Raw genomic sequence first — 17,739 nt, forward strand, 5'->3', positions numbered from 1 at the left:
CTGAGATTAGTGGTTGGTTCGTGAGACTACCTGATGGGAATCCCCGGTGAGGGTACATACTCCCCCCAACAGAATCGGCGTCTCGACGAGCACGGCTTCGAGACGATTCGAGCGGAGTTCGTCGGCGCCGACCTCGACCGGCATCTCGCGCTGTTCTACGAGTCCCGCGACCTGCAGTTGACCGTCGCGGCGGCCTTCGTCGACCACACGCTCACGCAGGGAAAGCAGTGTCTGTACCTGGTCGATGACAACACGGCCGACGCGGTCGAGACGGCGCTCCGTGCGGCCGGCATCGACGTCGAGCGGCGTGTGGCGGACGGCGATCTGGTGATTCGAGACGCGGAATCGGTGTATCTCGACGCCGAGTTCGACCCCGAGACGCTGCTGGAAACGCTGGACGAACGCACCGACGAGAGCATCGCCGAGGGCTACGAGGGCCTCGGCGTCGTCGGCGAGAACACGTGGTGTTTCCATACGGCCGGCACGTTCGACCGCATCCTCGAGTTCGAAGCCCAGTTCGACACGCGGTGTCCCGACCTGCCGATCACCGCCCTCTGTCAGTACGACCTCACGCGGTTCTCCGAGGAATCCATCGCCAAGGCGCTGTGGACCCACCGACAGATTATCTACCGGGGCCGGCTCTGTCAGAACCCCTACTACGTCCCGCCGGAGGAGTACACCGACTCGCGGAACCCGGAGTTGAACGCCCGGCTCATGCTCGAACAGACCTACGACCTCTCGCAGGCCCAGCGCGGGATTCAGCAACGCGAACAGCGGCTCGCGGTCCTGAACCGGGCGCTCAGACACAACATCCGCAACGACCTCAACATCATCGCGGGCTATCTCGAACTCATCGGGGACCGCACCGACCTCTCGGCGACCGAACGCGAGTGGCTGACGACCGCACGGCAGCACGTCGACGACGTGGTCGAGATGGCCGAGAAAGCCCGGCACATCGAACGAACGCTCTCGAACTCGCGGGTCGAACCGACGGACCTCGGCGAGGTCATCGAGGAGGTAACCGCGACCATCGAGGCGGAGTTTCCGGACGCACGGGTCTCGGTTAGCGGCGACCGGCACGTGACCGTGCTGACGGATACGAACCTCGACGTCGCCCTGCTGGAACTCGCCACCAACGCCATCGTCCACCAGAAAACCGAGACGCCGTCTGTGACCTTCGACGTCGCGACGCCGACGGAGGGTCCGGTCCGCCTCGAAATCCGCAATCCCGGTCCGCCGATTCCCGACCAGGACCGCCGTGCGCTGCGTGAGGGCCGGGAGACGGCGCTGGAACACAGCAGCGGTCTCGGCCTCTGGATCGTCAAGTGGGTCGTCGAGGAGGCCCACGGCAGCCTCTACTTCCCGAACGGCGACGAGGAGTGCCGCGTCGGCATCGAACTCCCGCGGGTGACGAATTAAGGCGCCGTCGGCGTCTGACGCGGTTTTATCTCCTCACCTGGCTTACCGACGGCTATGGGTCTTCAGGGAACGCTGCTGTGGCCGGTCACTAAACTCGCCGGATGGGTCGACAATAATCCGCTGAGTGCGGTCGGCGTCGTCGTCGCCCTCGGGGCGCTTGTCGCCCTCCTCGTCTCCGCTGATATCGTTCTGGGCGGCCAGCGGACGATTTCGAGTACGAGCGCCGCGACGGCGATTTCGGAGACGGTCCTCGCACAGCCAGCCTATGCCGTCATTGCGCTGGCCGGGATGGCCGTCTTCCTCTTCTACGACGGATAGCGCGCCGAATCAGGTCGCGTCCTCGATGGCCGCATCGAGGTCCGCGATGATGGTGTCGACGTCCTCCAGGCCGACCGACAGTCGCACGAGGTCGTCGGTGACGCCGCTCGCCTGCTTTTCCTCGTCGGTGAGTTGCTGGTGGGTCGTCGAGGCGGGGTGGATGATGAGCGTCTTGGCGTCGCCGACGTTCGCCAGCAGACTCGCGAGGTCGGTCGATTCGGTGGTCCGCTTTGCGGCCTCGTAGCCGGCCTCGAGTCCGAAGGTAATCATGCCGCCGTAGCCGTCCAGATACTCGCTGGCGGTCTCGTGGGTTTCGTGGCTTTCGAGGCCGGGGTAGGTGACCCACGAAACCTCGGGGTGGTCGTCGAGATACTCGGCGACGGCCATCGCGTTCTCGCAGTGGCGTTCCATCCGCATCGGGAGGGTTTCGAGGCCCTGAATCGTCGTCCACGCGTCGAAGGGCGCCTGCTGGTTGCCGAGGTCACGGAGGCCGCGGGTCCGGGCGGTGTAGGCGAAGGCCGCCTCGCCGAACGTCTCGGAGAAGTTGATGCCGTGGTAGGCCGGGTTCGGCTTCGCGATTTCGGGGAAGCGGTCGGCGTGCTCGTCCCACGGGAATGAACCGCCGTCGACGAGAACGCCGCCGATGGTCGTTCCGGAGCCGTGAATCCACTTGGTCGTGGAGTTCCAGACGAGGTCGGCGCCGTGTTCCAGCGGGCGGCAGAGCGCGGGGGTCGCGAAGGTGTTGTCGACGAACAGCGGCACGCCGTTGTCGTGGGCGATTTCGGCCAACCGTTCGAAGTCGGGCGTGACGAGGGCGGGATTGCCGATGGTCTCACAGTGGACGAAGGCGGTATCCTCGTCGATAGCTTCCTCGTAGGCCTCGTAGTCGAGCGTGTCGACGAAGCGGGTTTCGACGCCGCGGCGCTCGACGGTGTGGGTGAGGTAGGTGTAGGTGCCGCCGTACAGCGACGACGCCGAGACGATGTTGTCGCCCGCCGACGCGAGGACGAAGGTTGCGAGGTCGAAGGACGCCATCCCCGAGGAGGTGGCGATGGCGGCGACGCCGCCCTCCAGTGTCGCCAGCCGCTGTTCGAGGACGGCGTTGGTCGGGTTCATAATCCGGGAGTAGATGTTGCCCGGTTCCCGAAGCGCGAAGAGGTCCGCGGCGTGTTCGGCGTCCTCGAACTCGTAGGAGGTGGTCTGATAGATGGGCGGTGCGCGCGCGCCCGTCGTCGGATCTGCTTCCTGTCCTGCGTGCAGCGAGTCGGTGTACAGGTCGTCCCTGTCGAACATATCCGAGGGGTTAACCGCCATCGTAGTAAACCCACCCCCGAACGACTTTTTAAGGGGAGTTCAGTCAGAAAAAAGGCTGGTGTGGACGGGGGCGAACTCGTCGCCCTCGTCGTCGCGTTCGACGGTATCGGAGACGGCCTTGCCGCGGACGCCCGAGGCGAGGAAGTCGTCGACGGGCGGGCCGACGCGGTCCGGTTCGACGAGGAAGGCGTCGTGGCCGTGGTCCGAATCGATGACGTGGTGGGCGGTAGCGGTGTCGCTGGCGCGGAACGCCTCCGCGAGCGATTCGCACTGCTCGGTCGTGAAATGCCAGTCGCCGGTAAAGGAGACGAGCAGGGCCTCGCCGTCGAAGGCTGCCAGCGCGTCGGCGTCGTTCTCGTAGCCCGACGCGAGGTCGTAGTTGTCCATCGCCCGCGTGAGGTAGAGATACGAGTTGGCGTCGAACCGCTGGGCGAACTTCTCGCCCTGATAGTCGAGGTAAGATTCGACCTCACGATAGGGGAAGAAACCGGCGGCGGGGTCGCTGGGGAACGTGTCGCGGCCGGCGTCCATCCCGGCGGAGCGGCGGCCGAACTTGTCCTCCATCGATGATTTCGAGAGGTACATGACGTGGCCGATCTGTCTGGCCAGCGCCAGCCCCTCGACCGGCGGGTCGCTGTCCTCGCCGTAGTAGTCGCCGCCGTTCCAGTTCGGGTCGGTCGTAATCGAGCGGCGGGCGATGGCATCCAGCGCGAGACACTGGGGGTCCAGTCGGGCCGCGGCGGCGATGACGATGACGCGGTCGGCGTGGTCCGGGTGGCGTTTCGCCCAGTCCAGCGCGTTCATCCCGCCGACGGAGCCGCCGATGACGGCATGGAGGTTCGGAATCCCTAACTCGTCGAGCAGGCGACGCTGGGCGCGGGTCCAGTCGCCGACCGTGACGGCGGGGAACTCGGTGCCCCACGGTTCACCCGTCTCCGGGTTCGTGGTCGCCGGTCCCGACGACCCGTAGCAGGAGCCGGGCACGTTTGCGCAGATAACGTAGTACTCGGTCGTATCGACGGCTTTGCCGGGGCCGACGATGTCGTCCCACCACGCGTGGGCCTGGCCGGCGGTATCCGCGCGGCGGCGCGACCCGGCGACGTGGGCGCTGCCGGTCAGGGCATGACAGACCAACACGGCGTTGTCGCCCGTAAAGTCGCCGTAGGTCTCGTAGGCGATTTCGAGGTCGGCGACGGACTCGCCGCACTCGAAGGTGAACTCGCCGAGGGAGACTGTCTCCTGTGTCATAGTACGCTATCGAGGTCCGCGATGATGTCGTCGACGTCCTCGACGCCGACCGAGAGCCGAATCAGGTCGGGTGTGACGCCGCTCGCGCGCTGTTCGTCCTCGGTCAACTGGGCGTGGGTCGTGGAGGCGGGATGGATGACGAGCGACCGGGCGTCGCCGATGTTGGCGAGGAACTTCGCGACCTCGGTGTCCTCACAGACCCGCTTGCCGGCCTCGTAGCCGCCTTCGGGGCCGAAGGCTATCATGCCGCCGTAGCCGCCCTCTAAGTATTTCGAGGCGGCGTCGTGGGTCTCGTGGTTTTCGAGGCCGGGATAGGTGACCCACGCGACTTCGGGATGGTCGTCGAGATACTCGGCGACGATTTGGGCGTTCTCGCAGTGGCGTTCCATCCGCAACTGGAGGGTCTCGACGCCCTGGAGGGTCGCCCACGCGTCGAAGGGGGATTGCTGGTCGCCCAGCGTGCGGGTCGCGCGCTGGCGGGCGGCCATCGTAAAGGCCCGGTCGCCGAACCGTTCGGTGAAGACGACGCCGTCGAAGGCGGGGTTCGGGGCGCCGATTTCGGGGTACTTCTCCGGGTATTCGTCGAAGGGGAAGGAGCCGTCGTCGACGAGAATCCCGCCGAGGGTGGTCCCGGAGCCGTGAATCCACTTGGTCGTGGAGTTCCAGACGATGTCGGCGCCGTGTTCGAGCGGCCGACAGAGCGCGGGGGTCGCGAAGGTGTTGTCGACGACGAGGGGGATGCCGTGGTCGTGGGCCACGTCGGCGATTTCCTCCAGCGGCGGCGTCACCAGCGAGGGGTTGCCGACCGTCTCACAGTGGACGTAGGCGGTGTCCTCGTCGATTGCCTCGGCGTAGGCCTGCGGGTCCAGCGTGTCGACGAAGCGGGCCTCGATGCCCCGGCGGCCGGCGGTGTGGGTGAGATAGGTATGGGTGCCGCCGTAAATCGAGGAGGCCGAGACGACGTTGTCGCCGTCCTCGGCGAGGACGAGCGTGGCGGCGTCGAGCGCGCCCATGCCCGAGGCGGTGGCGAGGGCGTCGGTGCCGCCTTCGAGGGAGGCCAGTCGCTCTTCGAGCGCGCGCACGGTCGGATTGGCGATACGCGAGTAGACGTTGCCCTGGTCTTCCAGCGCATAGCGCGAGGCCGCGATGTCGGCGTCCGGAAACTCGTAGGAGGTGGTCTGATAGATGGGCGGCGCGGCGGCGCCCGTCTCCGGGTCCGGGCCCTGCCCGATATGGAGACACCGCGTGCCGAACCCGAGGCCGTCGCCCCCTCGCTGCAGCTCCTCGTTACTCATGTATGGTATGCATATCACTCTAGTCTTCTATAACCACTAGTTACGGCAAGAATTGCTTACCATGGGTGGGCGACACATTCGGGGCGCGTCGGGAATAGCCACGGCTGGCCGGTCGCGGCGTGCCGAAGAAAGGCGAAGGTCGTCGTTAGACGTTGTCGGGGGTTTCGGCGTCGTCCTCGACGGCGCGCTTCATGGACTCGCGGCGGGCCTTGGCGTCGCGGCCCGTACAGTCCAGCAGGAACTCGTTTTTGGCGTTGTTGGCGTCCTCGGCGGCGTCGACGTCGCCGGTCTCCAAAAGCTCCTCGAGGTCCCGCTCGACGAAGTCGACGGCCAGTTTGTCCTTCTTGCCGGAGTATTCGACGGCGCCCGCGACGACTTTCTCGAAGACGGGGTTGTCGGGGTCGCCGACGACGTGGAGGTCGCTGCCGTTGAACTCCTCTGTACCCGTAATCTCGCCGAACGTCTCCTCGATTTTCGCTTCGAGGTCGGGGACTCGTTCTTCGAGGTACTCCCCACGACGCATCTTGTACTCTTCCATGGGCGTCCTATCGTAAGCCGACGGTATACCGTTTTCGAGGTTCGAGGACTACTCGTCGTCCTCGACCAGCCACGCGCCACACTCGGGACAGGGGTCGCCGTCGCGGTACGACGACTCCGCATCGACCGTAAACTCGCATTCGGGACAGACGATGGTGCCTTCCGGCACCGTGATACCGGCCAGTCGGTCCTCGTTGTCCGACGGTTCGGGTTCCAGTTCGGGTTCGGGGCCGGGGTCCGGCTCCTCGCCATCCGCCGTCCCGTCCTCGGCGGCTGGCTCGTGGGCTTCCACCACGTCCTCGTCGTCGGGCCACTCGCCGGGTTCGCGGTCCGGTTCGTCGTCGTCGGTCAGGATTACGGCGTCCTCCTCCTCGGGGTCGCGGTCCTCGATGGTCGACTCCTCCTCGTCCGGCGATTCCGCGAGTTCGTCGACCGCGGCCGCGGCCTCCTCCGCGGCTTCCTCGGCGGCCGCGTCGGGTTCGGCATCTCCATCGTCCTCGATGATTTCGGCGTCCTCCGCGCCGCTTCGGTCGACGGCGGCATCGAAGGCGCCACCCTCGCTTGCCCCGGAGGCGGTGTCGCCACCCGCGGCAGCACCGGCGTTGGCGTCGACGTCGGTCGCCGTCGCGTTCTCGTCGATATCTACCTCGTCGGCATCGACGACGGTGGTGACCTCGGTCGTCTCGGAGACGACGCGCTCCTCGCCGCAGCGCGTACACTCCTCTAACTCGCGGACCATCGTCACGACCTCGCTACCCTGCTCTTCGCGTTCCGTCTCGGTCCCCGCCGGCTCGAAGGAGTGGCCGAGTATCGAACATTTGAGTCCCATTGGGGGATTGTGCCCGTGTGGAGGGCTTAAAGGTTGATACGGATCGTTGCCGCAAATTACCGGCGAGCACCGAGTCGTACCGGGCGTTCGTCGGTAAACGACGACGATTCGTATGCGACACCACGGCCGGAAGTTCCCCGGCGAACGGTTAAGACGGACCCGGGCCAAGGCGCGCATATGCAGGCCAAGCGGGAGTACCGGGACCGCGACGACGCCCAGGTCGCGGTGCTCGATGCGCTCGTCGACCGAAGCGAGGAGGGGATGACGGTCTTCGAACTCCGCTCCGGCGTCGACGTCGACATCGATATCGACGAACTGGAGACCGCGCTCGCGGACCTCAAGGAGGCGGGCCTCATCGACGTCGAAAACGACGACGAGGCGATGCGTATCTACCCCGACGAACGGGTCGTTCCCGAACCGACCAACGGCGACGAGGACGACGGCCCCTCGGTTCTCGACCGACTCCGCGAGAAACTCGGGTTCTGACGCCCGACTTCGCGGCTGTTTTACCGCCTCGTCGCCTTTCGTCACACAATGACAGTCGTCGAGGACATCCACGCTGCCCACGGCGCGACGTTCACCGAACGCGGGGGGCGACGCGTCGCTGCCCACTACGGCCGCCCCGAGCGCGTCCACCGCGCGATTCGGAACGTCGTCGGGGTCATGGAGATGGGATACGGCGTCGTCGAAGTCACCGGTGACGACCGCACCGAGTTCGTCGACAACGCGGTCACCAACCGCGTCCCCGGCGAGGACGGCCACGGCGTCTACGCCCTCCTTCTGGACCCGCAAGGGGCAATCGAGACGGACATCTACGTCTACAACGCCGGCGAGAAACTGCTCTGTTTCACGCCACCCCAGCGGGCCGCTCCCCTCGCCGAGGAATGGGAGGAAAAGACGTTCATTCAGGACGTCGATATCCGCGTCGCCACCGACGATTTCGGCGTCTTCGGCGTCCACGGCCCGAAGGCAACCGAGAAAATCGCCTCGGTCCTTACCGGCCCGGGGTCGCCCGACGAACCCCTCTCGTTCGTCCGCGGGACGCTCGGCGACTGGGGGGTCACCATCGTCCGCACCGACGACCTCACCGGCGAGGAAGGCTACGAGGTCATCTGTGCGGCCGAGGACGCCGCCGACGTCTTCGACGCGCTCATCAATCACGGCCTCAACGCCGCGCCGTTCGGCTACGAGACCTACGAGAACCTGACGCTGGAGGCCGGCACGCCGCTGTTCGATACGGAACTTGACGGCAACGTCCCGAACGTCCTCGGCCTCCGGAACGCCCTGGACTTCGAGAAGGGCTGTTACGTCGGTCAGGAAGTCGTCTCCAAAATCGAGAATCAGGGCCGGCCATCCCGGAAACTGGTCGGTATCCGCCCCGAGTCACTGCCGGAGGCTGGCGCCGCCGTCTTCGACGGCGACAGCCACGTCGGCGAAATCACGCGCGCCGGCAACTGCCCGACGCTCGAAGGCCCGGCCGCGCTCGCGCTGGTGGACTATGGGCTCGATAGCGAGGAACTCACCACGCGCGTTGATGGCGAAGAAATCGACGCCGAAGTCGCCGAACTGCCCTTCGTCGAGGGGTCGGCACAGTCGCGGCGGCTGCCGCAGTACTGATTACTCCTCGTCGGTGTCGGTCGGCGCGTAGTAGTACTCGCCCTGCTTTTTCTGCTCGCGGTCCTTCTGCGACCCGGGCTTGTTGATGCGCGGGCGACCGGTCCGCTCGTCGCGGCGGAAGGTCACATCGAGGTTTGCGAGGAAGGTGTTCATCCCCTCGCGCATGCCCATCGGACGGCCGGCGTGGCCGTGTTCGGCGGGTTCGCCGTCGAAGACCTGCAGGCGGTCCGCCAGCAGGTCGATCATGTAGATGTCGTGGTCGATGACCATCGCCGTCTTGTCGTGGGTTTCGGTGTAGCGCCGAATCGCACGCGTCGCGAGGACGCGCTGTTCGACGTCGAGGTGGGCGGAGGGTTCGTCCAGCAGGTAGAGGTCGGCGTCCTTCGAGAGACACGCTGCGATGGCGACCCGCTGGCGCTCGCCGCCGGAAAGGTCCGTCAGGTTCTGCTCCATGATGCGCTCGAGTTGGAGCGGTTGGGCGATTTCGGTGTTCCAGTAGGAGGTGCCGAAATCGTCCGTAATCGACCGCAGGAACGAATCGACGCGCATCGGCTGGTCGATTTCGACGTACTGCGGCTTATACGAGATGTCGAGGTCGGCATCGAACTCGCCGTCCTCGGGTTCGAGGCGGCCGGCGAGAATCTGCGCGAACGTCGACTTCCCGATACCGTTCGGGCCGACGATGCCGAGCACCTCGTTGTTCCGGATTTCGCCGCCCTCGATATCGAGGCTGAACTCGCCGTCGCCGTAGGATTTCGTCATGTCGGGGTACTCGACGAGCGTGTCGCCGCGCGTCGCCGTCCGGGGGGCGTGTTCCTCGAACTCGATTTCCTCCGGCCGGATGCGCATATTCTCGTTTTCGAGGTAGCCTTCGAGGTACTGGTTGATGCCGCCCTTCGTGGATTTCGGCGGTGTGATGACACCGAAGACGCCGGGTTCACCGTAGGCGACGTGGAGGTTGTCCGCCAGCAGGTCGAGCACCGCGAGGTCGTGTTCGACGACCAGCATCGAGCGGCCCTCCTCGGAGAGTTCTTGAATCAGGCGCGCCGCGGTGACGCGCTGGCCGATGTCGAGGTACGGGGTAATCTCGTCGAGGAAGTAGAAGTCAGCGTCCCGGACGACCGTCGCCGCGATGGCGACCCGCTGGAGTTCGCCGCCCGACAGCGTGTCGATGGGCTGGTCGACGATTGGGCCGATACCGAGTCGTTCGATGATGTCGTCGGCGACGCCGCGCTCGTCGACGCCCTCGATGAGTTCCATCGTCTTGCCGTCGAACTGCTCGGGAATCTTGTCGACGTACTGCGGCTTGCGGGCGACGGTCACGTCGCCTTCCTGCAGGTCTTCGAGGTAGCCCTGGATGGCCGTCCCGCGGTACTCGTCGAGGACGGTCTCCCAACTCGGTTCCTCGTCGAAGTCACCGAGGTTCGGCGTGATTTCGCCGGCCAGAACCCGGACCGCGGTGGTCTTCCCGATACCGTTCGGGCCGAGAATCCCCGTTACGCGGCCTTCCTGTGGGGCCGGGAGGCCGTAGAGCGCGAAGGCGTTCTCGCCGTAGCGGTGGGTCGGCTCCTCGTCGAGTTCCTGCGGGAGGTTGATGATCTCGATGGCGTCGAAGGGACACTTCTCGACGCAGATACCGCAGGTCTCGCCCAGACACAGCTCCTCGGAGATGGAAATCTGGTCGGGGCCGCCCGTGTACATGTCGTCGTCATCGTAGCGTTCCTCCCGGGTGACGATACACTCCTCGCCGGTCCGGTTCGGCGGGCAGTAGTTCGCACACTCGTAGTTACACCGGTCCGGCTGACACCGGTCCAGATCGACGACGGCGATGCTGTCGTCAGCCATTAGAGGCTCGCCCCGGTTTCGAGCAGGATTGCCCAGCAAACGAACCAGAGCGCGAAGGTCATGAACGCGACGTAGAGGTAATCCTTCGCGCCGAAATCCTCGATATCAAGCTCGAGGCCCGCCATCTCCAGTCCCTGCAACAGCGGGAACTGCACGATGATGGCGCCCGCGAGGACGTAGACGCCGAGCGTGTCACCCGCGCCGCTGGCCACCATCGACGACACGAGGGCTGCGACGACCCCCGCGAGACAGGCGATGGCGGTAACGGTCACGCCGCGAATGTGTGCGGCTCGGCGTTCGGCCGTATCCGTTGCCATATGCATGCGTCCGCGAGCCGTCGCCAAAAGCCGTTCGTTCCCGTGACGCCACGATTCCTCGGATTCCGGGATTCTCCTCAATCTTTATACGGTTGGCTCCCGTTCATATCGGTACAGATGGCCGATTCTGACGGGGAAGAACTTACCGACCTTCCGCCCAGCGCGAAGCTCGTGTACAAGGTGCTTGAGTACAACGGGCCGATGACCCAGAAGGACATCGTTGAGGAGTCCATGCTCTCGGCTCGAACGGTCCGCTACGCGCTCGAACGGCTCGAAGACATCGAAATCGTCTCCGAGGACGTCTACTTTGCCGACGCACGACAGAACCTCTACGAACTCGAAGCCCCCGTAGAGGCCTCCGCCGACGGCGGGACCGACCCCGCCTGTTGTGACGACTAAACTCCACTTTTTGCACGGCCGCTCGCCACCGGCAAGCGGCCGGCAAAAACGTGGGGAAAATATGCGCGCCTCCCTTCAGCCGCGAGCCTACGGCTCGCGTTAGTCGGTCGGCGCTACGCTGACTCGGCCTTCGGCCTCGTCAGCGGGAACCGCTTCGGGCGGGTTCTTCGAACCCGCCCTCGCGGATACTCTCCGAGGTATCCTTTTTAATAGGCTGAATCTCCATATCTGGGGAGCACGCGCGGCACAAAGAACAAATGTCATCTAATCGTGTTTTCTGATAATGGGTATCCAATCGCGTAACACGCTCCTCGGCGTAATACTCGGCCTCGGCGCGCTCCTGTGGGGAGCGGCCGTGTCGGTGCTCGTCACCTCGGGCGTGTTGCCCTCGACGTTCGAGTTACCAGTCGGGTTTGCCCTTTTGATGCCGGTACTGGTCGGCATTACGGTCGCGCTTCCGGGCGGATTCGACGCGGCGGCCTACGTCCAAAACGAGGATATGCCGACCATCGCCATCGACACGATTCTCGTCTTACTGGCCGCGCTGTTGACGGCTGCTGTCGTCATCGTCTTCATGTCGGAGGTGGCGACTGCCGTCGTTTCGATTCCCGAACTGGTCTCGATACCCATCTCCTTCGGCCTCACCACCGTCGCTGGCTTCGTTACCTTCGGGTCGCGGAACGCCGACTACTACGCGACGTAGCCCACACAGACGAGGGTAGTCGCCGAACGCTATCGCAGTGCGCTCGCCGCGCGGCTACGTCACTCGATATTAATTCGTGCCACCGTAGCGGCCCGCTCGTCACTGGACCAGACGATTGAAACCGTGTCTCCGGGCTGAAGTTCGATGACCGTGCCGTCGCCATCCGTGAGGTGCCGTTCTCCACCGTCGACTTCGGTGGCGAACGACACGTTCGGGCCGCCGTCCGGCGCCCCCGCGACGGTAGTCACTTCACTCCCCATCGTGACCGTCGCGTCGTCGAACGTCGCCGAAGTTCCGTCGGCATTCAGCCCCCTCCACGGTCGGGTCTCGTTTTCTTTGGAGACGAGGATGTCGAGATTCGACGCGTCGATGGCCTCGCCGCCGTCGTGGCGGAAGGTGACCGTTCGGACCTCGATGCGCTCGCCCTCGACGGTGAGGTTCGTCGTAGCTTCCTCGACGTCGAACTGCGCGTTCGGTGGCCCATCGGGTTCCTCCGGCGTAGCCGCCCAGATACTCGCGCCGATACCGGCCGTGACGAGCACCGTCGTTCCGAGGAGAGCAGCGATGGCCAGCCGAACCGGGATACCGACGTTGTCATCGGTCCCGCTCATCAGAGGAAGTCCCCCAGACCGATTACCACGGTTCCCCAGAAGAAAAGATAGGTGATGCCGATGGCGAAGCCGCACACGGCGACGAGTCCACACGCGCGAAACACCTCGTCTTCCGGAACACGGGCGTAGTCTCGACGCCAACGGAGCGCAGTTCCGACAGCGTACCCGAGGACGGCCCACACGCCGGTCGCGCTACCGACGAGAAGGAGTCCGAAAATTTCAGTTATCGAACCGATGACCCCGACGCCATGGAGCATCCCACCTATCGCTGGTAGGGCGGCCAGCGGACCAATCAGGTGGGGCGATTCTTTATAAGCCAGATACGTCGCGCCGACGAAGACTGGGGATGTCGCGGCCTGCAACAGGACGGCCACATCTATACCGTCCAGTCCGCCGATTACGAAGAGCACGCTGCTCGCCGCGTACCCGAGAACGACGAATAGAAGCCCGATAGTGGCCTTCCTCGCTCCGGTCTCGCCGAATCGGTCCCGGAGCGACGAGCCGACGTTCATATTTGCTGATACAATCGTTCATAATATAAATACGCTCGGCCGGCTCAGTTCTGGACCTCCGTAGAAATCGGATGACTGCGGAGTCCGAAAAGTGGCTCCGAGCGAAGGTCTACTGGGGAACGACGGTAATCTGCTTGCCGCGGTCGATGGCCTGTTCGAGTTCCTCGGCGATGGCCGAGCCGCGGGAGACCTGAATCTCGCCGCCGCGGGAGACGGTGGCGGTAAAGAGGTACTCGCCGTCGGCCTGAATCTCGACGGTGTCGCCGTGGTAGTCGTCCAGCGGGATGACGACGTGGCGGCTGGTCACGTCGGGGGTGACGACGTCACCTTGCTGGCTGCCGCCGCCTCCGCTACCGCTTCCGGCCTTGCCGCCGGGGCGTTCGTCGAAGGTTTTGACGTCGATGTCGATGCCGAGGCGGTCCTCGATCTGGTTGATACGGCCGCCGCCTTTGCCGATGACATACGAGATGTCGTCGTCCTCGACGTAGACGACGGCGGTGTTGCTGCCTTTGAGTTCGACGTCGACGTGGCCGTTGGCGACCGAGCGGACCTCCCGCTCGATTTCCTGTTTGGCGACGCGTTCGACGCCGGTTTCGCTGCCTTCCTCGCCTTCGGCGCCCTCGAGGGGAACGGTGACGACCTGCCGGTTGAAGGTGTAGATTTCGTAGGCGGGTTCGCCGGTTTCCCAGTCCTCGATGACGATGACGGGGCGGGCGAGGTCCTCCTCGACGAGGCCGTGGGGGACCTTCACCTCTGTCGTCACGTCGTAGACGGTGTGGACGTCACCCTCCTCGATGTAGACGACGGTGTCGACGACCTGCGGAATCATGCCGAGTTCGACCCGGCCGACGAGGCGCTGGAGGGCGTCGATGGCGCGGGTAGCGTGGACGACGCCGATCATGCCGACGCCGGCCAGTCGCATGTCCGCGAAGGTTTCGAAGTCCGACGTTTTGCGGACCTCGTCGTAGATGGTGTAGTCCGGACGGACCATCAGGAGGGAGTCGGCGGTGTTCTCCATCGACCCGCCCAGTTCGGTGTACTGGGTGATTTCGGGACCGACCTGCAGGTCCCGCGGTTTCTCCATCGTCTTGACGGCGAAGCCCTCGTCGTTGAGGAACTCCGCGACGGCCTGTGCAAAGGTCGACTTCCCGGCACCCGGCGCGCCCGAAATGAGGACGCCGCGCTGGTGTTCGGTGAACCGGTCGCGCAGGTCGTCGGCGTGCTCGTAGTCGTCGAGGTCGGTCTTGACGATGGGGCGAACTGCGGTGACCTCGATGGCGTCCGCGAAGGGCGGTTCGGCGACGGCGATACGCATGTCCTCGATCTGGGCGATGGTCATGCCCGGATGCGTGAGTTCGATGAAGCCGTCGTTCGAGGAGCGTGCGGTGTCGATGACGTCGTTGGCGTAGGAGCGCATCTGCTCTTCGGTGAGGGCCTCCTCGCCGATTTTCTCGTAGGCCATATCGCCGATGGCGCCGCGTTTGGCCATCGGGCGGACGCCGGTCTTGAGGTGGACCGACATCGTCTCGTCGTCGAGATAGGCCTTGATGGCGAGTTCGCTCTCGTCTTCGGTTCGGGGTTCGACGTAGTCGACGTCGAGGCCCTTCGCGCGGGCGACTTCGGCCTGCACGACGTCGCTCGTTAGAAGCGTCGCGGCGTGTTCCTCCGCGAGGTCCCGAATGAGGGCGTCGATTTCGCCCTCTTCGGCCTCCCGCTTCTCGACTGCTTCGGGCCGTCGGCCGACGTACTCGACCGTGATGGCCCCCTCGTCGGCGAGGTTGGCGAGTCGCTGTAGCTCTTCGAGGCCGTCCCAGCCGCTGTCGCGGCCGGCGTTGGCCTGTGCCTCCAGTTCGCCGACGACCGCCTCCGCGATGTATACGGTGCCGCTAAAGCCGTCGGCATCGACGCGTTCCGACACGCGGCCGTCGATGACCGCGCTCGTGTCCGGCAGAATCTCCATACCTTAGCTGGGTTCCCGACGCGTATAAAAACCGTGATGGGTGTGCGAACACCCGCCACCTGTCCCTGAATCTCAAGTCACTGGCGGCCGTCGCCGCCGATATGCCCCTCGCCGAGTTGACCCGCGACCTCGTTTCGATTCCCAGCCACGAGGACGAACGCGAGGCGGGCGCCTTTATCGCCGACTGGCTTCGGGAGCATACCGACGCCACCGTTACCCACACTGATGTGGGAAACGTCATCGCACGGCGGAACGAGGACGCCGACACGTCCCTCGCGCTCGTCGGCCACCACGACGTGGTGCCGCCGGACGACGACCAGACCGACGGGGACGGCTACGCTGTCATGGAACGGCAGGGACGGCTCTACGGTCGCGGTGCTGCCGATATGAAGGGAAGTCTCGCCGCGGCGATGACGGCCTTCCGTGACAGCGAAATCCGAGAGGTGTCGACGGGCCGGACGGATTCGGACAGCCCGGGCTGTGAACTCGTCTTCGCCTCCTTCGCGGGCGAAGAGCAGGGCGGTGTCGGCTGTCGGGCCGCCATCGAGGATGGGTTCGCGCCCGACTACGCCATCGTCGGCGAGGGGTCAACTGGCTATTCGGCGGAAGGCGTTACCGACGTGGCCGTCGCCCACAAGGGCCGCCGCGGCGCGACGGTCACCGCCGAGGGCGAGGCCGCCCACGCCAGCGAACCCGAGGCCGGCGAGAACGCCATCTACCGGGCGGCCGACGCCGTCGACATCGTCCGCCATCTACCGGCCCCGGAGACGCGCGTGCTCGGCCACGAACTGTCGGGCAGCGTCGTCGTCACCGAAATCGAAGGCGGCAGCGGCTGGAACGTCATTCCCGAAGCCTGCGAGTTCACCGTCGACGAGCGGACTGTCCCCGGCGAGCGGGCGGAGCTAGAGCAGGTCGAATCCCTCTTCGGCGTCTCGCTGGAGGTCGACCAGGACCTCCCGCCGATGGCTTGCGACGACGGCGACTTCGCCGATGCGGTGCTGGAGGGGGCCGACGCTGCACAGGGGGCCACGCCCGAACAGGTCGTCAAACCCCACGCCACGGATGCCGGGTGGCTGGCGAATCGGGCGGGAACCACCTGCGTCGTCTGTGGCGCTGCCGAACCCGGCGAGGCCCACACCGCGAGCGAGAGCGTCTCGCTCGACGCCGTCGAGCGTTGTGCGGACGTCTATCAGCACGTCGCCGAACGCGCACCGTTGTGGTAGGTGTCAACGATTCTCCCCGGTCTCCTGCTTCCGTGGCTTCATGGTTTCGCGGCCCCCAGCAGTGGTTATGGCAGCCGACCAATCGTCGGTCCCCGACGCGTACGACGACTTGCTCGAACAGTACGGGCGGGCGACGTATCTCGCGGACGCGAACATGGTCCTCTCGTGGGACCAGGAAGTGATGATGCCCGAGGGCGGCACGCCCGCCCGAGCGAAACAGCGCGGTGCGATTTCGGCCGTCCAGCACGACCTGCTCGTCGACGACGATATGGGCGAGTGGCTGGACGAACTCGACGGCGCGGACCTACCGGCCGAGGAGGCGGCCGCTGTCCGCGAAATCCGCCGGCAGTACGAGCGGAAATCCCGCGTGCCGACCGACCTCGTCGAGGAAATCAGCGAGGTCACCTCCGATGCCCACCCGATCTGGCAGGACGCAAGGGAGAACGACGACTGGTCGACGTTCGCGCCGACCGTCGAACGGCTCGTCGACCTCAAGCGGGAGTACGCCGAACACATCGACGCCTCGGCGGACCCCTACGCGGTCCTGTTTGCGGATTACGAACCGTACATCGACCTCGATACCGCCGAGGGAATCCTCGAACGCCTCCGCGAGACGCTGGTCCCGCTTATCGACGACATTCGCGAGGCCGACGCCGACCTCCACGAACTCGACGGGACGTTCCCCGAGAACCAGCAGTACGACCTCGTCCGTGAGACGCTGGAGGCGCTGGATTACGACTTCGACCGCGGCCGCCTCGACACCGCACCGCATCCCTTCTCCTCGGGGACGCAGTTCGACGCCCGCGTGACCGCGCGCTTCGACGAATCCAACCCGCTCGAATCGCTCGGCATAACGGTCCACGAGTTCGGCCACGCCGCCTACACGCAGGGACTCCCGCAGGACGCCTACGGGTCGCCGCTGGGCGAACACCGCGGTCTGACCGTCCACGAATCCCAGTCGCGACTCTGGGAGAACCACGTCGGCCGGTCGCGGGCCTTCTGGGACTTCTTCGTCCCGCGGTTCAACGCGGCTTACGGCGCCGACCTCTCGTCGGAACAGGCCTACGAGGCCGCCAATCAGGTCTACGAGGACAACCTCATCCGCGTCGAAGCGGACGAACTCACCTATCACCTCCACATCATTCTCCGGTTCGAAATCGAGCGTGCCCTCCTGTCCGGCGACCTCGATGTCGAGGAGGTCCCGGCGGTCTGGAACGACAAGATGGAGGAGTATCTCGGCGTCCGCCCCGAGACCGACGCCGAGGGCTGTCTGCAGGACATCCACTGGAGCCACGGCTCCTTCGGCTACTTCCCGACCTACTCGCTGGGCAGCGTCCTCGCGGCCCAACTCTATGCGGCCGCCGACGATGACATCGACAGCCTCGATGCCAAGATTCGCGCCGGCGAGTTCGAGGACCTCCACACCTGGCTGACCGACAACGTCCACAGCCACGGTCAGCGTTACACGACCGACGACCTCATCGAGCAAGCCACCGGCGAGTCCTTCACCGCCGATTACTTCCTCGACTACGCCGAATCCAAGTTCGGCGACCTCTACGACCTCGACCGGTAGGCCGGGGCTTCCTTTTAAG

General features: G+C 65.4%; 18 protein-coding genes. 8 read left to right on the top strand and 10 right to left on the bottom strand.

What is annotated here, in order from left to right; genetic code table 11:
- Positions 1 to 33: 33 nt before the first annotated feature.
- Both HWV23_RS09585 and HWV23_RS09590 read left to right on the top strand, forming a co-directional pair.
- Complete coding sequence (locus HWV23_RS09585) at positions 34 to 1,419, top strand: MEDS domain-containing protein (RefSeq protein ID WP_178290184.1); 1,386 nt, start codon at positions 34 to 36, stop codon at positions 1,417 to 1,419.
- A 54-nt stretch (positions 1,420 to 1,473) separates the two neighbouring features.
- Positions 1,474 to 1,737 (top strand): hypothetical protein, encoded by a 264-nt coding sequence (locus HWV23_RS09590; protein ID WP_178290185.1) that lies wholly within the window; start codon positions 1,474 to 1,476, stop codon positions 1,735 to 1,737.
- Positions 1,738 to 1,746: 9 nt separating this feature from the next.
- Here the strand turns inward: HWV23_RS09590 and HWV23_RS09595 are convergent, their stop codons facing one another.
- From HWV23_RS09595 to HWV23_RS09615, 5 genes are all read right to left on the bottom strand, one after another.
- Complete coding sequence (locus HWV23_RS09595) at positions 1,747 to 3,030, bottom strand: O-acetylhomoserine aminocarboxypropyltransferase/cysteine synthase family protein (protein ID WP_178290186.1); 1,284 nt, start codon at positions 3,028 to 3,030, stop codon at positions 1,747 to 1,749.
- A gap of 60 nt (positions 3,031 to 3,090) precedes the next feature.
- Positions 3,091 to 4,299, bottom strand: coding sequence for a homoserine O-acetyltransferase MetX (gene metX / locus HWV23_RS09600; RefSeq protein ID WP_178290187.1), 1,209 nt, complete (start codon positions 4,297 to 4,299; stop codon positions 3,091 to 3,093).
- Positions 4,296 to 5,594 carry an O-acetylhomoserine aminocarboxypropyltransferase/cysteine synthase family protein gene (locus tag HWV23_RS09605; protein ID WP_178290188.1) on the bottom strand — a complete coding sequence of 433 codons (1,299 nt, stop codon included), beginning with the start codon at positions 5,592 to 5,594 and terminating at the stop codon, positions 4,296 to 4,298. Before HWV23_RS09605 ends, metX begins: the two co-directional genes overlap by 4 nt.
- Before the next feature lie 145 nt (positions 5,595 to 5,739).
- The gene (locus HWV23_RS09610; RefSeq protein ID WP_178290189.1) at positions 5,740 to 6,132 is read right to left on the bottom strand and encodes a DUF5611 family protein; all 393 of its coding nucleotides are present in this window, start codon (positions 6,130 to 6,132) and stop codon (positions 5,740 to 5,742) included.
- A gap of 48 nt (positions 6,133 to 6,180) precedes the next feature.
- Positions 6,181 to 6,960 carry a DUF7093 family protein gene (locus HWV23_RS09615; protein ID WP_178290190.1) on the bottom strand — a complete coding sequence of 260 codons (780 nt, stop codon included), beginning with the start codon at positions 6,958 to 6,960 and terminating at the stop codon, positions 6,181 to 6,183.
- 177 nt (positions 6,961 to 7,137) lie between these two features.
- Here HWV23_RS09615 and HWV23_RS09620 point away from each other — a divergent pair, with 177 nt between their 5' ends.
- Positions 7,138 to 7,446: a DUF6432 family protein gene (locus HWV23_RS09620; RefSeq protein WP_178290191.1), complete on the top strand. Its 309-nt coding sequence runs from the start codon at positions 7,138 to 7,140 to the stop codon at positions 7,444 to 7,446.
- Positions 7,447 to 7,494: 48 nt separating this feature from the next.
- Entirely contained in the window at positions 7,495 to 8,577 is a 1,083-nt protein-coding gene (gene ygfZ / locus HWV23_RS09625) for a CAF17-like 4Fe-4S cluster assembly/insertion protein YgfZ (RefSeq protein WP_178290192.1), read from the top strand.
- On the opposite strand, the gene HWV23_RS09630 is transcribed toward ygfZ, so the two are convergent.
- A complete protein-coding gene (locus HWV23_RS09630; protein ID WP_178290193.1) occupies positions 8,578 to 10,422 on the bottom strand; it encodes a ribosome biogenesis/translation initiation ATPase RLI in 1,845 nt (614 codons plus the stop codon).
- Positions 10,422 to 10,739: an EMC6-like membrane protein gene (locus tag HWV23_RS09635; protein WP_178290194.1), complete on the bottom strand. Its 318-nt coding sequence runs from the start codon at positions 10,737 to 10,739 to the stop codon at positions 10,422 to 10,424. Before HWV23_RS09635 ends, HWV23_RS09630 begins: the two co-directional genes overlap by 1 nt.
- A 117-nt stretch (positions 10,740 to 10,856) precedes the next feature.
- Here HWV23_RS09635 and HWV23_RS09640 point away from each other — a divergent pair, with 117 nt between their 5' ends.
- Entirely contained in the window at positions 10,857 to 11,138 is a 282-nt protein-coding gene (locus tag HWV23_RS09640) for a helix-turn-helix transcriptional regulator (RefSeq protein ID WP_178290195.1), read from the top strand.
- A 283-nt stretch (positions 11,139 to 11,421) separates the two neighbouring features.
- Positions 11,422 to 11,841: a hypothetical protein gene (locus HWV23_RS09645; protein WP_178290196.1), complete on the top strand. Its 420-nt coding sequence runs from the start codon at positions 11,422 to 11,424 to the stop codon at positions 11,839 to 11,841.
- A gap of 59 nt (positions 11,842 to 11,900) precedes the next feature.
- On the opposite strand, the gene HWV23_RS09650 is transcribed toward HWV23_RS09645, so the two are convergent.
- From HWV23_RS09650 to HWV23_RS09660, 3 genes are all read right to left on the bottom strand, one after another.
- The gene (locus tag HWV23_RS09650) at positions 11,901 to 12,452 is read right to left on the bottom strand and encodes a type IV pilin domain-containing protein (protein WP_178290197.1); all 552 of its coding nucleotides are present in this window, start codon (positions 12,450 to 12,452) and stop codon (positions 11,901 to 11,903) included.
- Positions 12,452 to 12,964, bottom strand: coding sequence for a hypothetical protein (locus HWV23_RS09655; RefSeq protein ID WP_178290198.1), 513 nt, complete (start codon positions 12,962 to 12,964; stop codon positions 12,452 to 12,454). The genes HWV23_RS09650 and HWV23_RS09655 overlap by 1 nt, the downstream gene beginning before the upstream one ends.
- A gap of 109 nt (positions 12,965 to 13,073) precedes the next feature.
- Entirely contained in the window at positions 13,074 to 14,924 is a 1,851-nt protein-coding gene (locus HWV23_RS09660; RefSeq protein ID WP_178290199.1) for a PINc/VapC family ATPase, read from the bottom strand.
- A gap of 101 nt (positions 14,925 to 15,025) precedes the next feature.
- On the opposite strand from HWV23_RS09660, the gene HWV23_RS09665 reads away from it, so the two are divergent.
- Both HWV23_RS09665 and HWV23_RS09670 read left to right on the top strand, forming a co-directional pair.
- Positions 15,026 to 16,147, top strand: a complete 1,122-nt coding sequence (locus HWV23_RS09665) for a M20 family metallopeptidase (protein ID WP_178290200.1) — start codon at positions 15,026 to 15,028, stop codon at positions 16,145 to 16,147.
- 67 nt (positions 16,148 to 16,214) lie between these two features.
- Complete coding sequence (locus tag HWV23_RS09670; protein ID WP_178290201.1) at positions 16,215 to 17,720, top strand: carboxypeptidase M32; 1,506 nt, start codon at positions 16,215 to 16,217, stop codon at positions 17,718 to 17,720.
- Positions 17,721 to 17,739 lie beyond the last annotated feature (19 nt).

Source organism: Natronomonas halophila (assembly GCF_013391085.1).
GTDB classification, from domain to species: Archaea; Halobacteriota; Halobacteria; order Halobacteriales; family Haloarculaceae; genus Natronomonas; species Natronomonas halophila.